Here is a 22,374-nt window from a genome sequence, read left to right as displayed (position 1 = left end):
TTCGGCGCGGACTCCTCCGCAGGAAAGGGCCCTCCGATGAGCGTCCGGCCCTTGCAGAAGGCATGAAGCAGAGTGCGCGCGGCGCGGTAGCATGCGGCATTCATCTGCCAAGGACTGTTCCATGAATCCCATCCGCTGTGCCGCTTGTAGCTTGTTGCTGGCTTTCGTGGCCCCAGCCTGGGCCATCAATAAATGCACCGACGCCAATGGCAAGGTGTCGTTTCAGGATGCGCCCTGCGTGGGCCAGGGTGAGAAGATCGACGTGCGGCCTGCGATGCAGGGTGCCACGCCCATACCGCCCAGCCCCTCTGCAGCGCAAGAGGGCGCTTTCGGCCCGTCGTGGCAGCGCAAGAATTTTCTGCAGAGCCAGGGCATACCGCAGGCGCGCGCTGCCGTCGAGCGCAATCAGCGGGAATGCGCGGCGGCGCCACAGCAGCAGGAAGGTGTGGCCCAGTCCGGGGCCGCTACGGCGCAGTCTGGGGGCAGGCTCTCAGTTTGCGAAGGAGCGCGCGGACGCTGCCGCCAAGGACAAAGCCGCTTGCGAAGCGCGTACGCAGGAACTGCGCGGGCAGTTGAAATCGCTGGAAGACGAGCTGTCCAATTTGTGACGCAACGACCGGGTCATGCTTGCGCACTTCGGAGCGGCGCAGGCTTTTACCCCTTCCAGGTGAACGGAAACTTGAACTGCTTGATGAACCCGTTGGGCACGTAGTCGCCCAGCACGCCGTAGTGTTCGGGCCAGAGCTTGGTGCTTTTGACGGCGGTGCCAAACAGATAGTCCAGAAACGCGAAGTGCGCGGCGTAGTTCTTGTCCAGCGCCTCATTGTCCTGGCTGTGGTGCCAGTGGTGAAAGTTGGGCGTGACCAGCACGTAGCGCAGCGGGCCCAGGCGCACGCTCACGTTGGCGTGGTTGAACACTGCCTGGAAGCCCACGATGACGATGTAAGCGTCGATCACTTCCTTGGAGAACCCGAACACATAGATGGGCGCCAGCACCAGCGTGCGGGTGATGATGAGCTCCAGAATGTGCTGGCGCGAGCCCGCCATCCAGTCCATGCTTTTGACGCTGTGGTGCACGGCGTGCAGGCGCCACAGCACAGGCACCTCGTGGTACGCGCGGTGTGTCCAGTACTGCACCAGGTCGGCCACCAGCACGATGAGGAACAGCGCCACCCAGAAGTTCAGGCCCTCCACCCAGCCTCGAATGCCGTCATTGGCAGCCCAGCCAAAAAACTTGTGCACCAGCAGGTTGGTGGCCAGCAGTACAAAGCCCACCACCATGTGGTTCACGATGAAGTGGTGAAAGTCGGTTTGCCATTCTTCGCGAAAGATGGGCTGGTCTTTGCGCAGCGCCCACAGCTTTTCGATGAAGATGAAAATCAGCGAGCTGCCCAGCAGGTCGAGGATGAACCAGTCAAGGCCGATGTACAGCGTGTCGTCCGGAAAGTTCGGGTCCACTTCCACCTTGTGGCCGCCCAGTATGGCCGCCAGTGCCACCATGGCAAACGCGAAGGTGGACAACCAGCGCGACCGGTTGAACAGAATGTTGACCAGCGATATGCCACCCGCGATGGCCATGGCCACCAGCATGATGTTGCGGATCACCGCCACGTCGTAGCTCTTGCGCAACTGCGGCGTGGTCAGGTACTCAGGGAAGTGGAATGCCAGCACGCCCAGAAAACACAGGATGGCGAGTGTGAGTGCAATCACCCCGGACACCAGCCCCCGCCCGCGGCGCAGCGCGCCATGGCTTTCCGTGAACTCATTGAGCTTGTCGATTTCGAGCATGTTTCCCTCCGGCATCCCGTGCCTGCGTGCTGTTGAAGCGATTGACCGCGATGGGTGTAATTGGTCTTCTACAAGCCTGAAACGGCTTGTGTGGCGCGAGTGTAGCGGGCCACAGCGCATATGCACTCACCCGCCACCTCGCCCCTAAAATCCGCGCATGAACATCCCTTCCCACCAACTCAGCATGACCGTGCTGATGTCCCCCGACATGGCCAACTTCTCGGGCAATGTCCACGGCGGGGCTATTTTGAAACTGCTGGACCAGGTGGCCTACTCGTGCGCCAGCCGCTATTCGGCCTGTTATGTGGTCACACTTAGCGTGGACCAGGTGATGTTTCTGCAGCCCATCCATGTGGGCGAGCTGGTGACGTTTCTGGCCAGCGTCAATTACACCGGCAGCTCGTCGATGGAAGTCGGCATCAAGGTGGTGGCCGAGGACATCCGCTCGCAGGTGGTGCGGCATGTGAACAGCTGCTTTTTCACGATGGTGGCCGTGGACGAGTCCCGTAAGCCTGTGCAGGTGCCGCCTCTGTCGCCATCCACCCCCGACGAACGCCGCCGCTGGGACGCTGCGCTGCTGCGCAAATCGTTACGCAAAGAGCTGGCAGAACGCTTTCAGCAAGTGCGCGAAACCACTACTACTTAACAACAACGGGGCCTGCGCGGCGAGGCGCGTTACGCTGCGTTGCGGCTTCGCCCCGCCAGCGACACCGCTTGCAGCGACAGGCCATCGATCTCGTTGGTGATGCCCGAGAGCACGTTGGCCACCACCGCAAACTCGCGCCCATGCTGCCCTGCGCGGGCGGCCATCACCTGGGCGTTGAAGCTGACCACCTTGGCCTCGCGCGCCACGGTCTGGATGGACGCCACGATGCCTGCCAGCTCTTTCATCAGTGTTTCGGATTTGGCCTTGGCCACCCGGTCAAACGCCGTGGTGGCCGTGTTCAGCGCGTCCAGCGCGCTGTCCGTAGATTCCACCAGCCGCGCCAGGGCGTCGTCCACCCGCGGGCTCTGGCGTTCAGCCAGGTCCAGCGCTGTGCCCACCTGCTGGGCAAATGCGTCGATGGTGGCACCCACGCCCGCAGAGCCGTGGTAGGCCTTGCGGATGATGTCTCCGCTGGCGCATCCAGATGGCGGGCGGTAACCACCAGCCGGGCCTGGCTGTCGGTGAACAGTGCCAGCGAGCTGCGCGCGGCCTTCATGTGCAGATCGCTGCCACGTGCGGCCAGCACCGTTTGCGGCACCATGCGCTGCGACAGCATGCGCTGGCGTGCTGCCAGGTTGACCAGCGACATGTCGTTGTCGCGACCTGCCACAGGCGCTGCCTTGGGCGGCAGGGAAAGTGCCGAGGAGGGCGTGGTAGGCGTGGAGGAAGTGGCCATGCCGTTGCGGGCGGAGAGGGGAAAGGCTGCCATGGTGTTTATACCTTGTGCTGGTTGCATCCAGATACAAACAGTCAAGCAATACCTGGGCCAGAGACCCCGCGTTGCGATGGTGGGTGGCGCGATGGGAGTGCCACACCATTGATAGCCGCACCACGCGGCGTCGGCATACGCCCTCAGGCGAAGGGTTCAGTACAGCGCCGCAAACCGCTCCACCATGCGCGTGGGGCCTGCCACGATGAGGTGGTCGCCCGGTTTGATTTCGGTTTCTGCCTTGGCGTAGATGAAGTCGAGGTGGCGGCGTTTGATGCCCACCACCGTAATGCCATGGCGTTTGCGCACGTCGGATTGGGACAGCGGTTTGTTGTGCGTCTCCATCGGTGCCCTGGTTTTGGCAATGGCAAAGCCGTCGTCAAACTCGATAAAGTCAATCATCTTGCCGGTGACCAGGTGCGCCACGCGCTCGCCTATCGTCGGCTTCGGGGTAGACCCGAGGTGGGCCCCACGCGCTCGGCAATGCGGCCGTGTTGCGGGTCGATGGCCTTGGCCCAGATGTCCTTGAGCCCCAGCTGGCTCAGCTTCAGGATGGTGAGCACGCTGGCCTCCAGGTTGCCGCCGATGCTCACCACTGCATGCGCAAAATCGGGCACCGGCCAGCTGGCGCAATGTTTCCGGGTCGGTGGCGTCGGCCTGCACCACAGGGGCAGCACGCTGGCCAGCGACTGCACCGTCTCGGCATCATCTCGATGGCCAGCACATCGTGGCCCAGCTCCACCAGCGATTTGGCAACGCCTTGCCAAACCGGCCCAGAGCCAATCACCACCACGCTGCCCGACAGGTTCTTTACGGCTTTATCCAACAATGGGTTTCTCCTCGGGGTAACGGTAGTTGCGGCGCATCTGGTTGGTGGCCAGGGCCACGGCCAGGGTGACCACGCCCACGCGCCCAATGAACATGAGCGCAATGATGATGGCCTGTGCGCCTGGCACCAGGTCAGCCGTGATAGTCGGTAGAACAGGCCGACAGTGCCAAATGCGGAAACCACTTCAAGAACAGCGCTTCCTCCAGCGGCAGCGGCGTCAGCGGCAGTATGAGCAACATGGCCAGGCCCACCACTGCCGAACTGAGCACCAAGATGGTGATGGCCTGGCGTTGCACCGAATCAGCGATGCGACGGCCGCCAAGCTCCACGTCGCGGTGGCCACGGATCTCGTTCCACACCACCAGCACCAGCACGAAGAACGTAGTCACCTTGACGCCCCCGGCCGTGCCCGCGCTGCCCCTGCCGATGAACATGAGGATGTAGTGCAGCGCCAGTGATTCGGTGCTCAGCGCACCGATGTCGAGCACATGAACCCTGCCGTGCGCGCCGACACCGAGGTGAACAGCGAAGCCAGCCCCTTGTGTGCCCAGCCCATAGTCCCAGGGTGCCCGGGTTGCTGGAACTCGGCCAGAAAGATCACCACCGTGCCCAGCACGATCAGCGCCAGCGAGCCCCCACACGATGATGGCGGTATGCATGGACCACAGTGGGCGCTTGCGTCTGCGTTCAGCCAGCAACTCGTGCAGTACCGGAAACCCCAGGCCGCCGATGATGATCGCCAGCATGAGGGGAACAAGCACCAGCGCATCGGACGAAAACCGCATCACGCTGTCGCCCCAGGTCGAAAAGCCCGCGTTGTTGAAGGCAGAGATGGCGTGAAAGACACCTTGCCACGCCGCCTCGCCCCAGGGCATGTCGAAGCCAGTGCAAACCGCAGACACAGGGCCAGCGCCATCAGCAGCTCCACCGCCACGGTCACCTTGAGTACGAGCTTGGCCACGCTTTTCAGTCCACCCAGCGCCAGTAAATGGGTCTCGCCTGCAGCAGCAGCCGGGTGCGGATACGCATTGCCCCACTGTCAGCAGGCCCATCAGCGTGGCCGACGTCATCATCCCGAACCCGCCGATCTGGAACAACCCCATGATCAGGACCTGCCCCGAGCCGCTCCAGAGGTGCCGGTGTCCACTCAACACCAGACCCGGTCACACACACGGCCGATGTGGCCGTGAAAAGTGCCGTGAGAAAAGGTGCGCCTGCCCTTGTGCATGTGCAAGCGGAAGCATGAGCAGCGCAGTGCCCAGTGCGATCACGGCTAAAAACGACAGCACCAGGACAACGGCTGGGTGCGCAAAACGAGTGTTCAAGAAAATTCCTGGGCGGATGGCGATGGCGCGCCTGCAGCGCGTCGATGGGGTAGGGCTGCCCAGAAGACGCGGCTTGTTGCAAGCGCGGCGATGCTATCAGCTTTGGTGTGCAGCCCTGGTGCTGGCTGACCGGGGTGTCGCGGCAAAGTGTTGCGTGCAGCGGCCGCGGCAGGGTCAAAAGGCCAGGCGTGTCCGGGGCGCTGGGGTGGCGTGGTGCCCGGCGTGTTGCTGTGCGGCATCCTGCGATGCCAGCGCTACACCCTGCACCACATCGCCGACGACGATCACCGAGGGGCTCGCCAGTCCCTCGCGGGCGATGGTGGCATGCAGCTCACCCAGGGTGGTCACGGCGTGGCGCTGCTGTGGCAGGCTGGCGTGCTGGATGATGGCCACGGGCGTGGCGGCGGGCAGCCCGGTGAGCAGCTCCTGCTCGATGGTGGCGGCACCGCTCACGCCCATGTAGATCACCAGCGTCAGCCTGGCGTCGCGTGCGGTGGCCGCCAATTGGCGCCAGTCGGTGCCGGCGTCGCCGGGCTTGGCATGGCCGGTGACGAAGACCACGCCGTGGGCATGTTCGCGGTGCGTGAGCGGCGCGCCCAGCGAGGTCAGGCCCGCCAGGCCGGCGGTGATGCCGTTGACCACCGTGACCGGCACGCCTGCAGCGCGCAGGTGCTCCACCTCTTCGCCGCCGCGGCCGAAGATGAAGGGGTCGCCCCCCTTGAGGCGCACCACGTTCTCGCCCTCGTTCACGGCCATCAGCATCAGCTTTTCGATGAAGGCCTGCGGCGTGCTCTTGCAGCCGCCGCGCTTGCCCACATGCACGATGCGCGCCGTAGGGGATGCATAGGCCACGATGGCATCGCTCACCAGATCGTCCACCAGCAGCACCGTGGCCGCCTGGATGGCCTTGAGCGCCTTGAGCGTGAGCAGCTCCGGATCACCGGGGCCCGCGCCCACCAGGGTGCAGGAACCACCGGTGCCCAGGTGTGGGCGCTCGTGCTGGTGCGAGGGTGCGGATGGATTCGTGGGGCGGTTCATGGCTGTGTCTCCGGCATGGCGGCGGTGGCTGTTTGACCGGTGATGTGCAAGATATGTTCCACCTGCCGTGTGAGGGCGGGCGGTGTCGGCAACTCGCCTGCGAGCACGCGGCGCGTGTAGTCGGCCGTGGTGGCCACGTCGATCTCGGTGGGCAGGCCGGGCACCTCGCTCGCGGTGCCGGGCTCCTGCTCCTGCAACACATGGTGCACCCCGCCGACGAAGGCGTCGTAACGGGGTGTGCGGCGCGGGTCGGCCGCCACTTCGCCCTCAAGCCCGCGCGAGAGCAAGGCGTTCATGCCCATGGTGCTGAAGGTGTTTTGCAGCATCTCGAAGTACTCGGGGTGCGTGTAGCTGGTGACCACCACCGCCGCACCGGCGCAGGGGTTCATGAGCTTGACGGCGCTGTGCCCCGCGTTGCGCAGGCCCACGGTCTGGCGCACGGCCAGCAGGCGTGCCAGCCCCGGGTGCAGCAGGCCGGTGGTGATGTGGGCCACCTCGCCATCGGCCACCTTGCGCGGCGCGGTGAGTGCCGGCACCCCCAGCGCTTCGAGCACGTCGGAGGCGAGGATGCGCCGCGCCTCGGTGCGCATGCCGTGCAGCAGCACGGGCAGGCCCTCGCGCGCCAGCAGCAGGGCCAGCAGCGGGGTGAGCACGGGCAGCTTGCGCGCGCCGTTGTAGCTGGGCAGCACCACCAGCGGGCGGTCGCTGGCCGGCAGCAGGGCCATGCGGGCGTGCGTGGCGTCGAGAAATCCGCTCATCTCGTCGGCCGTCTCGCCCTTGATGCGCATGGCCAGGCAGAACGCGCCGATCTCCAGGTCGGTCACCGTGCCGTCCAGCACCTGGCCGAACAGGTCCGTGGCCTGCTCGCGCGTGAGCGGCTTGGCACCGCGCGGGCCGCGGCCGATTTCCTTGATGTACTGGCTGATGCCCATGGTGGGTGAATGGCTCTTTGGAGTGGGGCTGGGTATTTTCTCGCAACCCAGCGAACTTTTGGTTATATGGCGGCGATTGCGATGGCCGCTTTGGCGAGCGGCCCGGTGGCGCGCACCATGCGCTTGAGCTCGGGCAGGCAGGAGCCGCAGTTGGTGCCGCAGCGCAACTGGCCCTGCAGCTGCGCCAGCCGGTCCTCGTCGGTGCCGTGGCACTGCGCCAGCGTGCCGGTGATCGCCACGTCGGTGACGTTGAAGCAGGTGCACACGGTCTTGCCGCGCGACTGCACCGCGACCGGGGCCTTGGCGCTGGGCACCAGCAGCAGGCGACCATAGGTCTGCGCAGGCAGTTCTTCCTGCAGCAGGGTCTTGATCCAGCCCTGGGCGCTGGTGTCGCCGGCGAGCACGATGGCTTCGAGCGTGCTGCTGCCGTCGTCCCGCCGGGCCAGGCGCGCGGCGCGGCGCTGGCCGCGCTTCCTGTCGGCGTAGCGCAGGGTGTCGGCCGTGCCCAGGCCGAGCAGGGCCTCGATGCGCTCGATCAGCGCGTCCGGTGGTGCCTCGTGCCCGGCGGCGCGCAGCAGCACGCCGGTGCGCTCGCGGCCCGGTTCCGACAGCGGGGTGTTGTTGCTGAAGGGCACGCAACTGGCAAACGGGAAGGCCTCCATCAAGGCCGACAGCGACTCGCGTGCCGCAAGTGCCTTGTCGCCCGGCAGCCAGGCCATGGCCAGCAGCGTCCAGGGCATTTCGGCCTTGAGGATCTTCACGGCCGCGTGCTTGAGTTCGGGCTGCTTGGAGGTCGGGCAGTAGGCCGAGGTGGTCAGCGCATTCACGCCCGACAACCGTTCGCCGGTGGACGACTGGCCGCTGAGGTACTCGCTGCCCCAGTGCATGGCCATGAAGGCCTGCGACAGGCCCAGGTTGGCATCGGCCAGCACGGGCACCACGATGGAGCCGCGCTTGCTGGTGACATGCACCAGGTCGCCGCTGTGCAGCTTGCGCTGCGCCATGTCGTCCGGGTGCATCTGCACCGAGGGCTCGGCCACATGGCCGAACAGCCGGCCCAGCGTGCCGGTGCGGCTCATGCCGTGCCACTGGTCGCGCAGGCGGCCGGTGGTCAGGCCGAAGGGGTAGCGCGACTCGCGCGGCTCGGCCACCGGTTGCCAGGCGTGGGCCGCAAAGCGCGCGCGGCCGTCGGGTGTGGGGTAGATGCCGTCTTCGTACAGGCGCACCTTGCCGCTGGCCGCGCCCTCGGGCAGCGGCCACTGCTGCGGGCCGTCGGCTTCGAGCAGGGGCCAGGACAGGCCGGTGATGTCCAGGTCGCGGCCGCGCGTGGTTTCGCGGTGCTCGTTCCACACGGCCTGGGCACCGGCATCGGCATCGTCGGTGGTGTAGGGGAACAGGCTGGGTGCGCCGGGGCGCAGCCGCGCCTCCAGTTGGTGCGCAAACTGCACTGCGATGGCCCAGTCGTGGCGCGTCTGTCCAGGCGCAGGCACCGCAGTGCGCACGCGCGAGATGCGGCGTTCGCTGTTGGTCACGGTGCCGGTCTTCTCGCCCCAGGTGGTGGCGGGCAGCAGCAGGTCGGCGTACTGCGCGGTGGCGGTGGTGGCAAAGGCCTCCTGCAGCACCACGAACTCGGCACGTTCGAGTGCGCGGCGCACCGTGGCCTGGTCGGGCATGCTCTGCGCGGGGTTGGTGCAGGCGATCCACAGCGCGCGGATCTCGCCGTCGGCGGCGGCCTGGAACATCTCCACCGCCGTCTTGCCGGGGCGCGACGGCACATCGGCCACGCCCCACAGCGCCGCCACCTCGGCGCGGTGCGCGGGGTTGGCCAGGTCGCGGTGCGCGCTCAGCAGGTTGGCCAGGCCGCCCACCTCGCGCCCGCCCATGGCATTGGGCTGGCCGGTCAGCGAGAACGGGCCTGCACCCGGCTTGCCGATCTGCGCCGTGGCCAGGTGCAGGTTGATCAGCGCGGCATTCTTGGCCGTGCCGCTGCTGCTCTGGTTCAGGCCCTGGCAGTACAGGCTGAGCGTGGCCTTGGAGGTGGCGAACCATTGCGCGGCCGTGGCCAGGTCGGCCTCTGGGATGCCGCACACCGCGCCCACGCGCTCGGGCGTGCAATCGGCCACCAGCGCCTTGAGCGTCTCGAAGCCGGTGGTGTGTGCGCCGATGTAGTTGGCATCCACCCAGCCCTCGCGCAGCATGAGGTGCAGCATGCCGTTGAACAGCATCACGTCGCTGCCCGGCTGTATCGGCAGAAACAGGTCGGCCATGCCCGCGGTGTCGGTGCGGCGCGGGTCGGCCACGATGACCTTCATGCCCGGGTTGGCCGCGCGCGCGTCCTCGATGCGCCGGAACAGGATGGGGTGCGCCCAGGCGGCGTTGCTGCCCACGAAGAACAGACATTGCGCGTGCTTCACGTCGTCGTAGCAGGCGGGCGGCGCATCGGCCCCCAGCGTGGCCTTGTAGCCGGCCACGGCGCTGCTCATGCACAGGCGCGAGTTGGTGTCGATGTTGTTGGTGCCGATGAGGCCCTTGGCGAGCTTGTTGAAGACGTAGTAGTCCTCGGTGAGCAACTGGCCGCTCACGTAGAAGCCGACGGCGTCGGGGCCGTGCTCTGCGATGGTGTCGGCGAATTTGCCGGCTGCCATGCCGAGTGCTGCATCCCACGTGACGGGCAGGGCCTGCTGGCCGCGCTGGGCGCGGTGCAGGGGGTGCAGCAGGCGGGTTTGCAGGGTGACGGGGCTCGTGGCCGTGAGGTGCAGCGTGGAGCCCTTGGTGCACAGGCGGCCGAAGTTGGCGGGGTGGGTAGGGTCGCCGCGCACGCCGGTGATCTGGGGGCCTTCGGATTCGATGATCACGCCGCAGCCTACGCCGCAGTAGGGGCAGGTGGATTTGGTTTCTGTCATGGGCGTGGTCTTTGTTGTTGTGGTTGCGGTGTGCTTGTATGGCGGGCGGAGGCCGGGGTATGCGCCCGGCGGCGCACCTACTTTCTTTTGCTTCGCCAAAAGAAAGTAGGCAAAGAAAAGGCGACCCTGCTGTCCGTGTCCCCTGCGCTGCGCTCCGGGGCAACCTGCGATGCTCGGCCCTGGGGTGCGCCGAAGAACTCGCTGCGCTGCCTCTGCGAGGCAGCTCCGCTCAAACAGCTTCGGCGAGCCAGACAACGAGGCGCGTGTGTCCTGCGGCACACGCGCTCACCCCAGGCCCTGCGCTTCTCGGCACGTCCAGAAGGGATAGGGGCCCCACACGGGCCATCGCTTCGCTCGGCCTCGTGTGCCTCGCTGCGCTTCGGCCTGTCGGCAGCGCGCAGCGCGTGACCGACTCCCGGCGCAGCTGCGAAAGCAGCAGCCGACCCTGACCCCGCTCCCCACCCCTGCTGGCTGCGCCGAGAAGCGCAGGAGCTGGGGTGGGCGTGTGTGCCGAAGGACACACACGCTTCGTCATCTGACTTGCCGCAGCTGTTTGAGCGGAGTTCGAAGAACGTAGCGAGTTCTGCGGCACCACCCCAGATCCGAGCATCGCAGGTTGCCCCCGTTCGCCCGACAGGGCGAACGGGGGACGCAGACTGGGGGTCGCCTTTTCTTTGCCTTCTTTCTTTTGGCGACGCAAAAGAAAGAAGGTGCGCCGCCGGGCGCACATCCCGGCCTCCGCCTTCAACACCACAAGAGGAGCAGCTACGAACCACCGTATCACCCAGCCAAAGCAGCATAAAGGCCCGTCACCCGATCCATGCTCGACAACAAATTCTCACTCGCCACAAACACCTCCGACACCTGCCGCGCCGTACTCCCCGCAACCCCACCCGCCTGCATCCGCTGCAAGGCCGCATCAAAGAACACCCACTGCCCATCCGCCAGCAGCAACTCCTGCCGGATACGATCGTTGGCTTCAGGCGCCTTGCGCAGCACCTCGGTCGCCGCGATGAACTCGGTGCGCGCCTTGGCAATCTCCGCCGCGGCAACGGCCGCATCCACCGGCAACTGCGCAGCCAGGTAGAACTTGGCCATGCGCTGGCTCAGCATGCGCTGGCGGCCGGCCACATTGACCAGGTGGCCCACGGGCTTGCCCGAGGCCGATTCGTACTGCACCGTGCCCTGGTGCGCCAGGGCCAGCACCCTGGCATCGGCCTGCAGCATCGCGGTGGCGCCGGCCAGTGCGGGCGTGCCGCCCAGCAGCGTGGCCTTGTGTGAAACCCAGGCCGCATCGAGCTGGCCGTAGGTGTCGCGGATGGTGGGATTCGGCGCGTAGGACTTGAGTTCGGCGAGCTGGCGCTCGAACAGCGCCACGGACTGCTCCAGCACCTGGCGCGCCGCAGGCTCCTGCACCTTGTGGGCCAGGGCCAGCCAGGCCTTGCCCATGCGCTGGCTGAGCATGCGCTGGCGCCCGGCCTTGTTGATGGCGTCGTTGAGGTTGGCGACCTGGGCCTGCACAGGCCGCGAGGCGAGGGCCAAGCCCAGGGCACCGGCCACGCTGGCGGCGCCTGCGGCAGCGCCCGCCTTCAAAAGGGCCCTGCGCTGCAGGGGGTGCCGTGCGGCGGTGTTGGTGGTGGTGGTGGTGGTGTGGTGGGTCATGGGTTCGATCACCTTGGTTGGCTTGTTCGTCGTGCAGCAGGGGAGGGCGGGCGCTCAGTCCGTGCTCGCCGGGCCGAACATCAGCTGGTCGCGGATCTCGTCCACCGTGCGGCCTTCGCGCAGCAGCTCGAAGTACCAGCTGCCGTCCACCGTGTCGCCATACAGGCAGGCGCCCACGAGCTTGTCGTCCTTGATCACGAGCTTCTTGTACGAGCCGGCCACGGGGTCGCTCATGACGATCTCCTCGGTGCCTTCGCCGCCCTGAAAGTCGCCGGCGCTGAACAGGTCGATGCCGGTCACCTTGAGCTTGGTGGAGGTGAGCGAGCCCTGGTAGCGGTCGATGCCCAGCTCCGCCAGGTGGTTGGCCAGCACCTTGCCCTGCTCGAACAGCGGCGCCACCAGCCCGTAGGCGATGCCGCGGTGTGCGGCGCACTCCCCCACGGCGTAGATGCGTGCATCGGTGATGGTCTGCAGCGTGTCGCTGACCACGATGCCCCGGTTCACATGCAGGCGCATCTTTTCGGCCAGCGCCGTGTTGGGGCGTATGCCCACGGCCATCACCACCAGGTCGGCGGGGACTTCGCTGCCGTCCTTGAACTTCACGGCCGTCACGCGGCCCTCGGGGCCACCCACCAGTTCAGCGGTCTGGGCATTGAGCAAAAACTGCATGCCGCGCTCCTGCAGCGACTGCTGCAGCATGCCGCCCGCCACCTCGTCGAGCTGGCGCTCCATGAGCGTGTTGCCCACATGCACCACGCTCACCTGCATGCCGCGCTTGACGAGGCCGTTGGCCACCTCCAGCCCCAGCAGGCCACCGCCGATGACCACCGCGTGCCGGTAGGTGGCAGCAGCAGCGATCATGGCCTCGGTGTCGGCGATGTCGCGGTAGGCGAGCACGCCTTGAAGGTCCTTGCCCGGGATGGGCAGGATGAAGGGGTTGGAGCCCGTGGCCAGGATCAGGCGGTCGTACTCGGCGCTGATGGCCTCGCCCGCCGCATTGGTGGCATGCACCACGCGGCGCACGCGGTCCACCTCGGTCACGGTGAAGCCGGTGTGCAGCGTGATCTGGTTCGCTTCGTACCAGGACCAGTCGTTGAGGATGATCTCGTCGATGGTCTGCTCACCCGCGAGCACGGGCGACAGCAGGATGCGGTTGTAGTTGGGGTGCGGCTCGGCACCGAACACCGTGATGTCGTAGAGGTCCGGGGCGATCTTGAGCAGCTCTTCCAGGGTGCGCACACCGGCCATGCCATTGCCCACCATCACCAGCCTGGATTTTTTCATCGCAGCCCCCACGCCCATCGACAACACGAAAACAAAAAAGGCGCCCACACCATGCTGCTTCGAGATCGCTCGAGACCGCATGTGGGGACGCCTTCGTCCTTGCAGGCCGGGGTGCGCCATTGCACCGGGGGCCCGCGGGGCCCTTGCGGGCCGTGCCTCCAACTAAGCAATGCGTGTGCCAAGGCAGCGCCCCGATCCGGGGCATCCCTCCTTTTCCGGATGTTCGGGGGGCGGGCCCTCATGCGGCCCCCTGCGCACCATGTTGCATCGCACCATGATGGGGATTTTGGCGCCCTGTCGCCTGGTCGGAGTGCGTTGATGGTGGTTGTTTGCACCAGCTTGGGCACGAAAGATGCTTGCCCATGGTGCATGAGCTTTGAACTGGATTTCGGCTGCGTCTCGCAGGCCGGCCGCAAGGACGGCAACGAGGACTTTGCCGCCCTGGTCGAGGGCCGGGGGCGCGACCATGCCCGCGGCGCCATTGCCGCTCTGGCCGACGGCGTGAGCGCGGGTGGCAATGGGCGCGAGGCGGCGCAGACCACCGTGCGAACGCTGCTGTCCGACTACTTCGCCACCCCCGAGACCTGGGACACCACGGTGGCCCTGGACCGCATCCTCTGTGCCCACAACGCCTGGCTGGCCGCCATGAACCGGCGGCGCCAGCCCGTCGTGGGGCTGACCACGCTCACGGCCCTCGTGCTGCGCGGCCAGTCCTTCACCGTGGCGCATGTGGGCGATACGCGCGCCTACCTGCTGCGCGGCGGGCGGCTGCAGCAGCTCACGGCCGACCATGTGATCGCCCAGCGCGAGTTCGCCCACCAGCTCACGCGTGCCCTGGGGCTCGACGACCATGTGGTGGTGGACTACAGCCAGGGCGAGCTGCAGACCGGCGACCTGTTCCTGCTGGTGTCCGATGGCGTGCACGGCAGCCTGCCCGAGCGCGAGCTGCGCGGCCTGATGCGCCAGGGCCTGGCGCCGCAGGCGCTTTGCGAGGAACTGGTGCGCACGGCCCTGCGCCGGGGCAGCAGCGACAACGTGACCGCCATGGCCGTGCAGGTGCGTGGCGTGCTCGAGGCCACCTTGCAGGACGAATCGCGGCGCGCGCAGGAACTGCCGGTGCTGCCCCTGCTCAAGGTGGGCGATGCGGTCGATGGCCTGGTGGTCACCGCGCTGGTGGCCGACAGCGGCATCCACCGCATCTACCAGGTGCGCGACCCCGCCACCCAGCGCCTGTATGCGCTCAAGACCCTGAACCCCCAGCGCGCGCACGACGGCGAAGAGCGCGCCACGCTGGCGCACGAGGCCTGGGTGGCGCGGCGCATGCAGTCGGGCAGCGCTGCGCCCCACCTGGCCTGCCTGAACGACTGGCCTGCTGCCGCATCAGGCGCCAGCAGCAGCTTCTTTTACCTGCTGTACGACTGGCACCGGGGCGAGACCCTGGGGCAGCAACTGCGCCGGCGCCAGCCCTTTGGCGTGGCGCGCACGGTGGGCGTGCTCACCCAGGCCGTGCGCGTGCTGGGCCTGCTGCACCGCCAGGGCGTGGTGCACCGGGACATCAAGCCCGACAACCTGCACCTGGGCGACGACGGCGTGCTGCGCGTGCTCGACCTGGGCGTGGCGCTGAGTGGCCGCGAGCCCGAGGCCACGCGCCTGCTGCATGCCGGCACGCCGAGCTACATGAACCCCGAGCAGTGGCCTGGCTACGAGCGCAGTGCCGATGGCGAGACCGGGCAGATGCCCGATGCCGGCAGCGACCTGTTCGCGCTGGGCGTGACCCTGTACCAGTTGCTCAGCCACGGGCGCCTGCCCTATGGCGAGGTGGTGCCCTACCAGATCGGGCGCTACCACCGCGACCCCGTGGCCCCGAGCCGCCACAACCCCGAGGTGCCCATCTGGCTGGACCAGATCGCCTTGAAGGCTGTGGCGCGCAACCGCGCCCAGCGCTTCGAGACCGCCGAGGAACTGCTGCTGGCGCTGGAGCGCGGCGCCTCGCGGCCCCTGAATGCGCATGCGCCGGCGGTGCCGCTGGTGCAGCGCGACGCCACGGCGATCTGGAAGATCGCGCTGGCGGTGAGCGTGCTGGTGAATCTGCTGCTGGTGTATTGGGTGTTGTTCTTGCCGAGATGAGCTTGCGCGCGCGATCACCCTTTTAGCGAAAGTGCTGGCAACGCTACGCGTCGGCTGGCTGGCGCCGGTCATGCGCTGCGCGCACGCCCCCCTTTCTCCGCCCAGGTCCGGGTCCAGCGGATCTGCATCACGCGCAGCAGCACCAGCATGGCGGCGGCGCACACGGCGATGGAGACGAAGCCCCACAGGTAGGTGCCGCTGTACTGGCGCGACAGCCCCATGGCGTTGGGGATCAAGCCGCCGCCCAGGGCGCCGATCTCGCCGATCATGGAGCCGGCCACGGCGGTGGACAGGGGCCAGCGCAGGGGCACCAGCTGGAACAGCGCGCCGTTGCCCGCGCCCAGTGCGGCAAAGCACACCAGGAACAGCAGCATCGTGACCGGCAGCGAGTTCTCGGCCAGCCCGCACAGCACCAGGCTCACCGTGGTGATGGCCAGCACGCCCGTCAGGGTGTTCACGCCGCCCCACAGGTCCGACAGCCAGCCGCCGAACACACGCAGTGCCGCGCCCAGAAAGGCGGCCATCATCGTCAACTGGCCGGCCTGTACCTTGCTCACGCCGAACTGGTCATAGAAGTAGGTGGGCATGAAGGCGATGAGGCCGATGAAGCCGCCGAACGTCACGGCGTAGATCAGGCTGAAGGCCCAGCCGTCCTTCTCGAACAGGCAGGCGATGTGCTCGCGAAAGGACGCGTGGGGCGCCCGGTCCGGCGGCTCCTTGGCATAGATGGCCATCACGAGGGCGGGGATGGCCACGCTCACGGCGGCAAAGCCGTAGACCGACTGCCAGCCGAACTTCTGCGCCAGCACGGGGGCCAGCAGCGCGGACACGGCGGTGCCCACGTTGCCGGCGCCCACGATGCCCATGGCCAGCCCCTTGTAGCGCGGTGGGAAGGACCCCGAGCCCAGCGACAGCGCCACGCCGAAGCTGGCCCCCGCCACGCCTAGCAGCACGCCCATGGCCAGCAGGTCGTTGTAGTCGTTGACGAACAGGTAGCCGTAGGCCATGGCGATGAAGATGCCGGCCATCTCCACCAGCGTGGCGTTCTTGCGCCCGATGTACTGGGCCAGGATGCCCAGCGGAAAGCGCATCAGCGCGCCCGCGAAGATCGGGATGGACAGCATGATCCCCATCTGCGTGGGGGTGAGCTTCAGGCTCTCGGTGATGAAGGGCGCCATCGCACCGTTGATGACCCACACCGCGCACGAAAAGGCGAAATAGAGAAACGCGGACCACAGCGTGGGGGAGTGGCCGGATTTGAAGAAGTCCCGAAATTGAAGCATGGATGTCTCGCGTGGAAAGGGCGTCTGCCTGCATGGCGGCAGGACCGCCTGCAGTGCTGCTCTGTGCCGTGGCTTGCAACGGAAAGGAAAATGGAAAAACAAAAAGGCGTCCGCACGGAGCACGCCGGCCAATGGCCAACGACTCTCCATGGGGACGCCTGCGTCCTGTGCCTGCCGGATGCGCCTTTGCACCGGGCAACACAAACGGCCAACTTTGGCCGTGCTGCATTCCAAGCAAGGCGTGTGCCAATGTTGGTGCGCTCGGTGGTACGGACCGAAACTGCCGGCAAAATGCCGTGCTCAAACAGTCGACTGCTATTGATTTTGATTGTTTCCCCAGCACCAGTGACCCGGCATGGTGCGCGGTGGAAGCCGGTGCGTGCCGGCGTGCACCATGTCCCGCACCAGGCTGGGGATGCCTGCCTTGCGCAAATGTTGTTTGCGCGATGGGCGCATTGCTTCTAGGATGTTTTTACCGCTGCAGGGTCGGATGGCCACAGACAGCGGGGACGGGATGCCATCCTTGGAGGGAATCCAATGCGCGTGAATCTGCCGGTCAGTGCCCAGGAGTACGTTTTTCCCAAAGGCGAAACCCTGGTCTCCACGACCGATCTCAAAGGCCGCATCCTCTACTGCAACCCGATGTTCATCGAGGTCAGTGGTTACGAGAAAGAGGAACTCCTGGGCCAGCCCCACAACATGATCCGCCACCCGGAGATGCCCGAGGAGGCCTTTCGCGACATGTGGGAGACCATCGGTAGCGGCCAGCCGTGGTCGGCAGCGGTCAAGAACCGCCGCAAGGACGGCAGCTTCTATTGGGTGATGGCCAATGTCACGCCGCTGATGCAGGGCGAGCACCCCACGGGCTACATGTCGGTGCGCACCGAGGCCACGCGCGAGCAGATCCAGGCGGCCGAGCAGCTTTACGCCACCATGCGCGCCGAGAAGGAGCGCGGCAGCCTGGTGCATGTGCTGCGCAACGGGCGCCTGGTCAAAAACACCGCCTGGGGCGCCTTGGCGGCCCGGCTCCGGTTCGGCCCCATGGGCAAGATGTGCCTGTGCCTGCTCGTTCTGGTGCTCGCTGCCTGGGGTGCGGCGGAGGTGGGTGGGCATGACTTCTCGTTCGGCTCGGGCCTGGCCTGGGTGGGCGTGCTGGCGCTGGCGCTCGCCATGGCCTGGTACCTGCACCAGGCCACGGTGGCGCCGTTGTCGCAGATGCTCGGCTGGGCCAACCGCATGGCGGCAGGCGACCTGACACAGAAGATCGAGGTCTCGCGCGACGACACCGTGGGCAGCCTGCAGAAGGCGCTGTCGCAGCTCAACGTGAACCTGCTGTCCATCGTGCGCGATGCGCGCCAGGAGAGCGAGCGCATGCAGGTCTCCACGCGCGAGATCGCCCAGGGCAACCAGGACCTGTCCTCGCGCACCGAAACCCAGGCCAGCAACCTGCAGCAGACGGCGGCGTCGATGGAGGAGATCACCGGCACCGTCAAGCACACGGCCGAGTCGGCGCGCCAGGCCACGGTGCTGGCCACGCAGGCGACCTCGGTGGCCGAGCGCAGCAACGAAGCGGTGGATGGCGTGGCCGAGACCATGAAGCAGATCCAGACCGCCTCGGGCCGCATCGGCGAGATCACCCAGCTCATCGACAGCATCGCTTTTCAGACCAACATCCTGGCGCTCAACGCCGCCGTGGAGGCCGCGCGCGCGGGCGACCAGGGGCGGGGCTTCGCGGTGGTGGCGTCCGAGGTGCGCAGCCTCTCGCACCGCACGCTGTCGGCCGCCAAGGAGATCCGCCAGCTCATCGACGATTCGGCCACCAAGGTGGAAGAGGGCCACCACAAGACCGACACCGCGCAAAAGACCATGGGCGAATCGCTGGAGCTGGTGCGCCGGGTACACACGCTGATCGGCGAGATCCACAACGCCTCCAACGAGCAGCTCACCGGCATCTCACAGGTCAACGCTGCGGTGGCCCAGCTCGACACCATCACCCAGCAGAATGCCGCGCTGGTGGAGGAGAACGCGGCCTCGGCCATGGAGCTGCAGGGCCAGGCCCAATCGGTCACCGAAACCGTGGCGGTGTTCCGCCTCGATGCCTCGGCGCCCGCCCAGGCCCAGGACGCGGTGGCCTTGCGCAAGGCCATGAAATCGTCGTCTTCGCAAAGGGCGCTCGCCTCGGCTTGAGCCGTTGGATGCGAATCGTTGCGGTGCTGGCTGCGAAACGGCGCAGCACGATGGCCTGGATTCGTGCTTCGGCTTTGCAAGCCGTCGGAACTCACGCGCATCCACCTGGTCAGAAAGTGAAGCCACCGGGCCCATCAGCGTATTTCGTGCTTTTGGCCTGCAGCGAGGCGGTGGCATCGAACGCACGTTGCAGCTGGCCCGGTGAATCGGAGGCCATGCGGGTATCCTGGCCCGCAGCCACCAGGACCATGTGGAGAATCATGCGCGAATCGTTCTGTGCAACGCCATGGCGAAAGGGCGCGCGGATAGTCGGTGCCAGCCTGCTGGCACTCGCTCTCGCCGGCTGCACCGTGGTGCGGCTGGCCTACAACCAGGCCCCGAACTGGACCACCTTGTGGATCGACAACTACGCCGACCTGGACGACGAGCAGGGCCCCCGCACCCGCGACGCCATCGGCGCCTGGTTCCGCTGGCACCGCAGCACGCAACTGCCGGAGTACGCAGGGATGTTGGCCCGCATGCAGACGCAGGTGATGGACAACACCACCGGCGCCGCGCTGTGCCGCTGGGAGCCCGAACTTCTCCTGCGCACCGAGGCCGCGCTGGCGCAAGCCGTGGTGCCCGCGACCGAGCTGGTGGTGTCGCTGAGGCCACGGCAACTGCGCCACATCGAGAAGCGCTACGAGCGCAGCAACAAGGAGTTCCGCGACGATTACCTGCAGCCCGACCTGGGGGAGCGCCGAGAGGAACGGCACAAGCGTACCGTCGAGCGGCTTGAAACGCTCTATGGCCGGCTGGACGATGCGCAACGAGAGCGCTTGTCCAAGGCGCTGGCCGCGTCGCCCTACGACGCTGAAGTGTGGCAGCAGGAGCGCCTGGCCCGCCAGCGTGACACGCTGCAAACGCTGCGTTCGCTCACCGGCGACGGTCGCGCCTTGGCGGCGCCGGTCGCCCAGGCGCAGGTCAAGGCCTTGATGGGCAACTGGCTGCGCTCGCCGCGTCCGGCGTATGCAGCCTATCAGCGCAAGGTGGTGGAGAACAACTGCGCCTGGCTGGCCGAGCTGCACAACAGCACCACACCCGAGCAGCGCCGCCATGCGCGCGACAAACTGCGCGGCTGGGAGGTCGACGCCAGAGCGCTGGGGGCTGCAACCAGCGTTGCCTCGGCAGGTCCTGAAACTTCGGCATCGCCTTCCACGGGTCGCTGAATGCCACCAGGCTTGTCGACGCAGTCGTCTCATCCATCCCGTGTGTAGAAACTCTGTCCAGGAGGCAGTCGCGCTTGGGGCGTGTCGGCTGCAAAACCGCCGCAGCGGTCCATTTTCACCGTCTTGGGGTCCTTCAGGTGCTCTCGCGCACCGTCAGCTCGAAGCCCAGGTTCACCGAGTTGTGCGCGGGTGCTTCGCCGCGCATCAGCGCCAGCAGCATGCGCGCGCTGGCCTCGCCGATCGACGAGCGTGGCGTGCGCACCGTGGTCAGCGTGGGCAGCATCTGGTCGCTGCCTGCCAGGTCGTTGAAACCCGCCACCGCCACCTGGCCCGGCACGGCAATGCCCAGGCGCTGCGCGGCCAGCAGGCCGCCCTGGGCCAGGTCGTCATTGCAAAAGAAGATGGCGTCCACATCGGGCTGGGTGCGCAGCATCTGCTCGAACAGCTCGGCCCCCAGGCGGATGGAGGAGGGCTGGGCACTGAGCAGTTCCAGGTGCGGGTCGTGCAGGCCGGCTTCCTTGAGGCAGCGGCGGTAGCCTTCGGCGCGCTGCATGGTGCGCGGGTCCAGCTGCGCGGCGACAAAGGCCACGCGCCGGCGGCCGCGTTCGAGCAGGTGGGCCGTGATGCGGTGGCCTGCGTCCTGCTGCGAAAAGCCCACGCAGTACACGCCGGGCGCCGTGGTCATCTCCATCAGGTGCACGCAGGGCACGCCGCTGGCGGCAATCATCTGGCGCGCGGATTCGGTGCGGTCGAAGCCCGTGACCAGCAGCCCTGCCGGGCGGTGCGCCAGGTAGGTGCGCAGCAACTGTTCCTCTTCATCGGGGTCGTAGTGGGTCACGCCGATCAGGGCCTGGTAGCCATGCGGGAACAGGGTGCGGTGCACGGCGTCGAGCACGTCCACGAACAGCGCGTTGGACAGCAGCGGCACCAGCACCGGCACCTGCACGCTGCGCTGCGAGGCCAGGGCGCGGGCCGCAGGGTCGGGCACATAGCCCAGCTGGGTGGCAGCCGCCTTCACGCGCTGCACCAATTCGTCGGCCACGCCGCGCTCGCCGCGCAGTGCGCGCGAGGCGGTGATGGGGCTCACGCCGGCTGTCTCGGCCACGTGGCTGAGCGTGACGCGGCCGCTGGAACGGCGCCTGGATTCGGGTCTGGACAAGGGTTTTCCCTCGGGTGGTTATGGCCTGATGGATTTAGGATAGCGCTGTCCAGAGGCAAGAGCAAGGCCGGCACGCGCAGTAGTGTGGCATTTTTCCTTATGGCACATGAATTTTCCCCTCGTCCCGCCGGGATGTTTTTTTGAAGTTTGTTGGATAGCGCTACCAATATGAGTTCTTTGCCGTCATCGGTGTCGTCGCCGGTCTTTCTGGTGGTCATGGGCGTGGCCGGCTGCGGCAAGTCCAGCCTGGGCGCCGCGGTGGCGCAGGCCCAGGCCTTGCCCCTGATCGAAGGGGACGACCACCACAGCGCCGCCAGCCGCGAGAAGATGCGCCAGGGCATTGCCCTGGCGGACGCCGACCGCGAAGGCTGGCTGGCCACCCTGGGCCAGTTGCTGCAGGGCCACCCAGCAGGCGCGGTGCTCACCTGCTCGGCCCTCAAGAAGGCCTACCGCGAGCGACTGCGCGCGGCCTGCCCCGGCGTGCGCTTTGCCTTCCTCGACATCGACCGGGCCCCTGCCGGCGAGCGCGTGGCAGCCCGGGTGAACACCCACTTCTTTTCCACCACGCTGGTCGACAGCCAGTTCGCCACGCTGGAGTCGCCCGTGGGCGAGCCCGGCGTGCTGCGCCTGGATGCGCTGCAAAGCATCGCCACGCTGCAGGCCCAGGTCATCGCCTGGCTTGCGCCCGCCCACCAGGAAACCACCCCATGAGCGCCAACACCTCCCTTCCCGATCCCGCGCCTGCCACCATTGGCCGCTTCCAGAAGGTGGCCCAGGTGCTGATGGCCAGCTGTCTGGGCGTGATGGCCGTGGCCGTCTTCGTCAACGTGGTGCTGCGCTATGGCTTTGGCAGCGGCATCGCCGCCAGCGAGGAACTGTCGCGCCTGCTGTTCGTCTGGATGGTGTTCATCGGCGCTGCAGCCGCCTACCCCGCGGGTGAGCACATGGCCTTCACCAGCCTGGCCGGGCTGCTGGCCAAGCGGCCGCTGGCCTTCGGCCTGCTCTCTGCCTTCATCCGCCTGCTGGTGATCACCGCCTGCGCCATGCTGGCCTGGGGTGCCTGGCAGCAGGTGGTGGTGGGCCTGGGCAGCCATTCGGTGGTGCTCGGCTACTCGGCCGCGCTGCTGCCGCTGCCGGCCCTGCTGTGTGCGGTGGCCATCGGCGTGATGGCGCTCATCGAATTGATTCAACGCAAGCCGCTGGACCTCGGTCACGGCGCGGAAGTGGAGTGATG

General features: G+C 67.1%; 21 protein-coding genes and 1 pseudogene. 7 read left to right on the top strand and 15 right to left on the bottom strand.

All coding sequences use genetic code 11. The annotated features are described in order from the left end of the window. Positions 1 to 91: 91 nt before the first annotated feature. Complete coding sequence (locus U5N23_RS21715) at positions 92 to 712, top strand: DUF4124 domain-containing protein (protein WP_322594815.1); 621 nt, start codon at positions 92 to 94, stop codon at positions 710 to 712. On the opposite strand, the gene U5N23_RS21710 is transcribed toward U5N23_RS21715, so the two are convergent. Continuing rightward, complete coding sequence (locus U5N23_RS21710) at positions 655 to 1,788, bottom strand: sterol desaturase family protein (RefSeq protein ID WP_322594814.1); 1,134 nt, start codon at positions 1,786 to 1,788, stop codon at positions 655 to 657. The two genes, U5N23_RS21715 and U5N23_RS21710, sit on opposite strands and share 58 nt — an antisense overlap. 157 nt (positions 1,789 to 1,945) lie before the next feature. Between U5N23_RS21710 and U5N23_RS21705 the strand changes: the two genes are divergently transcribed. After that, complete coding sequence (locus tag U5N23_RS21705; RefSeq protein ID WP_322594813.1) at positions 1,946 to 2,434, top strand: acyl-CoA thioesterase; 489 nt, start codon at positions 1,946 to 1,948, stop codon at positions 2,432 to 2,434. A gap of 29 nt (positions 2,435 to 2,463) precedes the next feature. On the opposite strand, the gene U5N23_RS21700 is transcribed toward U5N23_RS21705, so the two are convergent. From U5N23_RS21700 to U5N23_RS21650, 11 genes and pseudogenes are all read right to left on the bottom strand, one after another. After that, on the bottom strand, positions 2,464 to 2,766 hold the full coding sequence (locus tag U5N23_RS21700; RefSeq protein WP_322594812.1) for a methyl-accepting chemotaxis protein: 303 nt from the start codon (positions 2,764 to 2,766) through the stop codon (positions 2,464 to 2,466). Then, positions 2,733 to 3,203, bottom strand: a complete 471-nt coding sequence (locus tag U5N23_RS21695) for a hypothetical protein (RefSeq protein ID WP_322594811.1) — start codon at positions 3,201 to 3,203, stop codon at positions 2,733 to 2,735. The genes U5N23_RS21700 and U5N23_RS21695 overlap by 34 nt, the downstream gene beginning before the upstream one ends. 156 nt (positions 3,204 to 3,359) lie before the next feature. After that, positions 3,360 to 3,629 carry a TrkA C-terminal domain-containing protein gene (locus tag U5N23_RS21690; RefSeq protein ID WP_322594810.1) on the bottom strand — a complete coding sequence of 90 codons (270 nt, stop codon included), beginning with the start codon at positions 3,627 to 3,629 and terminating at the stop codon, positions 3,360 to 3,362. A gap of 8 nt (positions 3,630 to 3,637) precedes the next feature. Beyond that, the gene (locus tag U5N23_RS21685) at positions 3,638 to 3,820 is read right to left on the bottom strand and encodes a hypothetical protein (RefSeq protein ID WP_322594809.1); all 183 of its coding nucleotides are present in this window, start codon (positions 3,818 to 3,820) and stop codon (positions 3,638 to 3,640) included. Between the two features lie 201 nt (positions 3,821 to 4,021). Beyond that, the gene (locus U5N23_RS21680) at positions 4,022 to 4,159 is read right to left on the bottom strand and encodes a hypothetical protein (protein ID WP_322594808.1); all 138 of its coding nucleotides are present in this window, start codon (positions 4,157 to 4,159) and stop codon (positions 4,022 to 4,024) included. 4 nt (positions 4,160 to 4,163) lie between these two features. Next, complete coding sequence (locus U5N23_RS21675; RefSeq protein ID WP_322594807.1) at positions 4,164 to 4,907, bottom strand: potassium transporter TrkG; 744 nt, start codon at positions 4,905 to 4,907, stop codon at positions 4,164 to 4,166. Positions 4,908 to 5,531: 624 nt separating this feature from the next. Then, complete coding sequence (gene cobA, locus U5N23_RS21670; RefSeq protein WP_322594806.1) at positions 5,532 to 6,395, bottom strand: uroporphyrinogen-III C-methyltransferase; 864 nt, start codon at positions 6,393 to 6,395, stop codon at positions 5,532 to 5,534. Then, the gene (gene ybiB, locus U5N23_RS21665) at positions 6,392 to 7,327 is read right to left on the bottom strand and encodes a DNA-binding protein YbiB (RefSeq protein WP_322594805.1); all 936 of its coding nucleotides are present in this window, start codon (positions 7,325 to 7,327) and stop codon (positions 6,392 to 6,394) included. The genes cobA and ybiB overlap by 4 nt, the downstream gene beginning before the upstream one ends. 62 nt (positions 7,328 to 7,389) lie before the next feature. Further along, positions 7,390 to 10,230 carry a molybdopterin-dependent oxidoreductase gene (locus tag U5N23_RS21660; RefSeq protein ID WP_322594804.1) on the bottom strand — a complete coding sequence of 947 codons (2,841 nt, stop codon included), beginning with the start codon at positions 10,228 to 10,230 and terminating at the stop codon, positions 7,390 to 7,392. Positions 10,231 to 11,010: 780 nt separating this feature from the next. After that, entirely contained in the window at positions 11,011 to 11,892 is an 882-nt protein-coding gene (locus U5N23_RS21655) for a type IV pili methyl-accepting chemotaxis transducer N-terminal domain-containing protein (protein WP_322594803.1), read from the bottom strand. A 63-nt stretch (positions 11,893 to 11,955) separates the two neighbouring features. Continuing rightward, a pseudogene (locus U5N23_RS21650) lies at positions 11,956 to 13,176 on the bottom strand (NAD(P)/FAD-dependent oxidoreductase); the annotation flags it as partial. A gap of 369 nt (positions 13,177 to 13,545) precedes the next feature. Here U5N23_RS21650 and U5N23_RS21645 point away from each other — a divergent pair. Continuing rightward, complete coding sequence (locus U5N23_RS21645) at positions 13,546 to 15,303, top strand: bifunctional protein-serine/threonine kinase/phosphatase (protein WP_322594802.1); 1,758 nt, start codon at positions 13,546 to 13,548, stop codon at positions 15,301 to 15,303. A 68-nt stretch (positions 15,304 to 15,371) separates the two neighbouring features. On the opposite strand, the gene U5N23_RS21640 is transcribed toward U5N23_RS21645, so the two are convergent. Next, positions 15,372 to 16,586, bottom strand: coding sequence for an MFS transporter (locus U5N23_RS21640; RefSeq protein ID WP_322594801.1), 1,215 nt, complete (start codon positions 16,584 to 16,586; stop codon positions 15,372 to 15,374). Between the two features lie 537 nt (positions 16,587 to 17,123). Between U5N23_RS21640 and U5N23_RS21635 the strand changes: the two genes are divergently transcribed. Beyond that, the gene (locus U5N23_RS21635; RefSeq protein WP_322594800.1) at positions 17,124 to 18,773 is read left to right on the top strand and encodes a methyl-accepting chemotaxis protein; all 1,650 of its coding nucleotides are present in this window, start codon (positions 17,124 to 17,126) and stop codon (positions 18,771 to 18,773) included. Positions 18,774 to 18,882: 109 nt separating this feature from the next. On the opposite strand, the gene U5N23_RS21630 is transcribed toward U5N23_RS21635, so the two are convergent. Beyond that, positions 18,883 to 19,035: a hypothetical protein gene (locus tag U5N23_RS21630; RefSeq protein WP_322594799.1), complete on the bottom strand. Its 153-nt coding sequence runs from the start codon at positions 19,033 to 19,035 to the stop codon at positions 18,883 to 18,885. Here U5N23_RS21630 and U5N23_RS21625 point away from each other — a divergent pair. After that, positions 19,034 to 19,981, top strand: a complete 948-nt coding sequence (locus U5N23_RS21625) for a DUF6279 family lipoprotein (protein WP_322594798.1) — start codon at positions 19,034 to 19,036, stop codon at positions 19,979 to 19,981. The genes U5N23_RS21630 and U5N23_RS21625 overlap by 2 nt on opposite strands. A gap of 133 nt (positions 19,982 to 20,114) precedes the next feature. Here U5N23_RS21625 and U5N23_RS21620 read toward each other — a convergent pair whose 3' ends face one another. Continuing rightward, the gene (locus U5N23_RS21620) at positions 20,115 to 21,140 is read right to left on the bottom strand and encodes a LacI family DNA-binding transcriptional regulator (protein ID WP_322594797.1); all 1,026 of its coding nucleotides are present in this window, start codon (positions 21,138 to 21,140) and stop codon (positions 20,115 to 20,117) included. Between the two features lie 168 nt (positions 21,141 to 21,308). On the opposite strand from U5N23_RS21620, the gene U5N23_RS21615 reads away from it, so the two are divergent. After that, positions 21,309 to 21,851, top strand: a complete 543-nt coding sequence (locus U5N23_RS21615; protein WP_416208647.1) for a gluconokinase — start codon at positions 21,309 to 21,311, stop codon at positions 21,849 to 21,851. Then, positions 21,848 to 22,372, top strand: a complete 525-nt coding sequence (locus tag U5N23_RS21610) for a TRAP transporter small permease (RefSeq protein ID WP_322594796.1) — start codon at positions 21,848 to 21,850, stop codon at positions 22,370 to 22,372. Before U5N23_RS21615 ends, U5N23_RS21610 begins: the two co-directional genes overlap by 4 nt. The last annotated feature ends 2 nt before the right edge of the window (positions 22,373 to 22,374 follow it).

Origin of the sequence: Acidovorax sp., assembly GCF_034519795.1 — a bacterium.
Taxonomy (GTDB): domain Bacteria; phylum Pseudomonadota; class Gammaproteobacteria; order Burkholderiales; family Burkholderiaceae_C; genus Acidovorax.
Note: the sequence above shows the minus strand (reverse complement) of the source record. Positions and strands in the feature narration are given on the sequence as shown.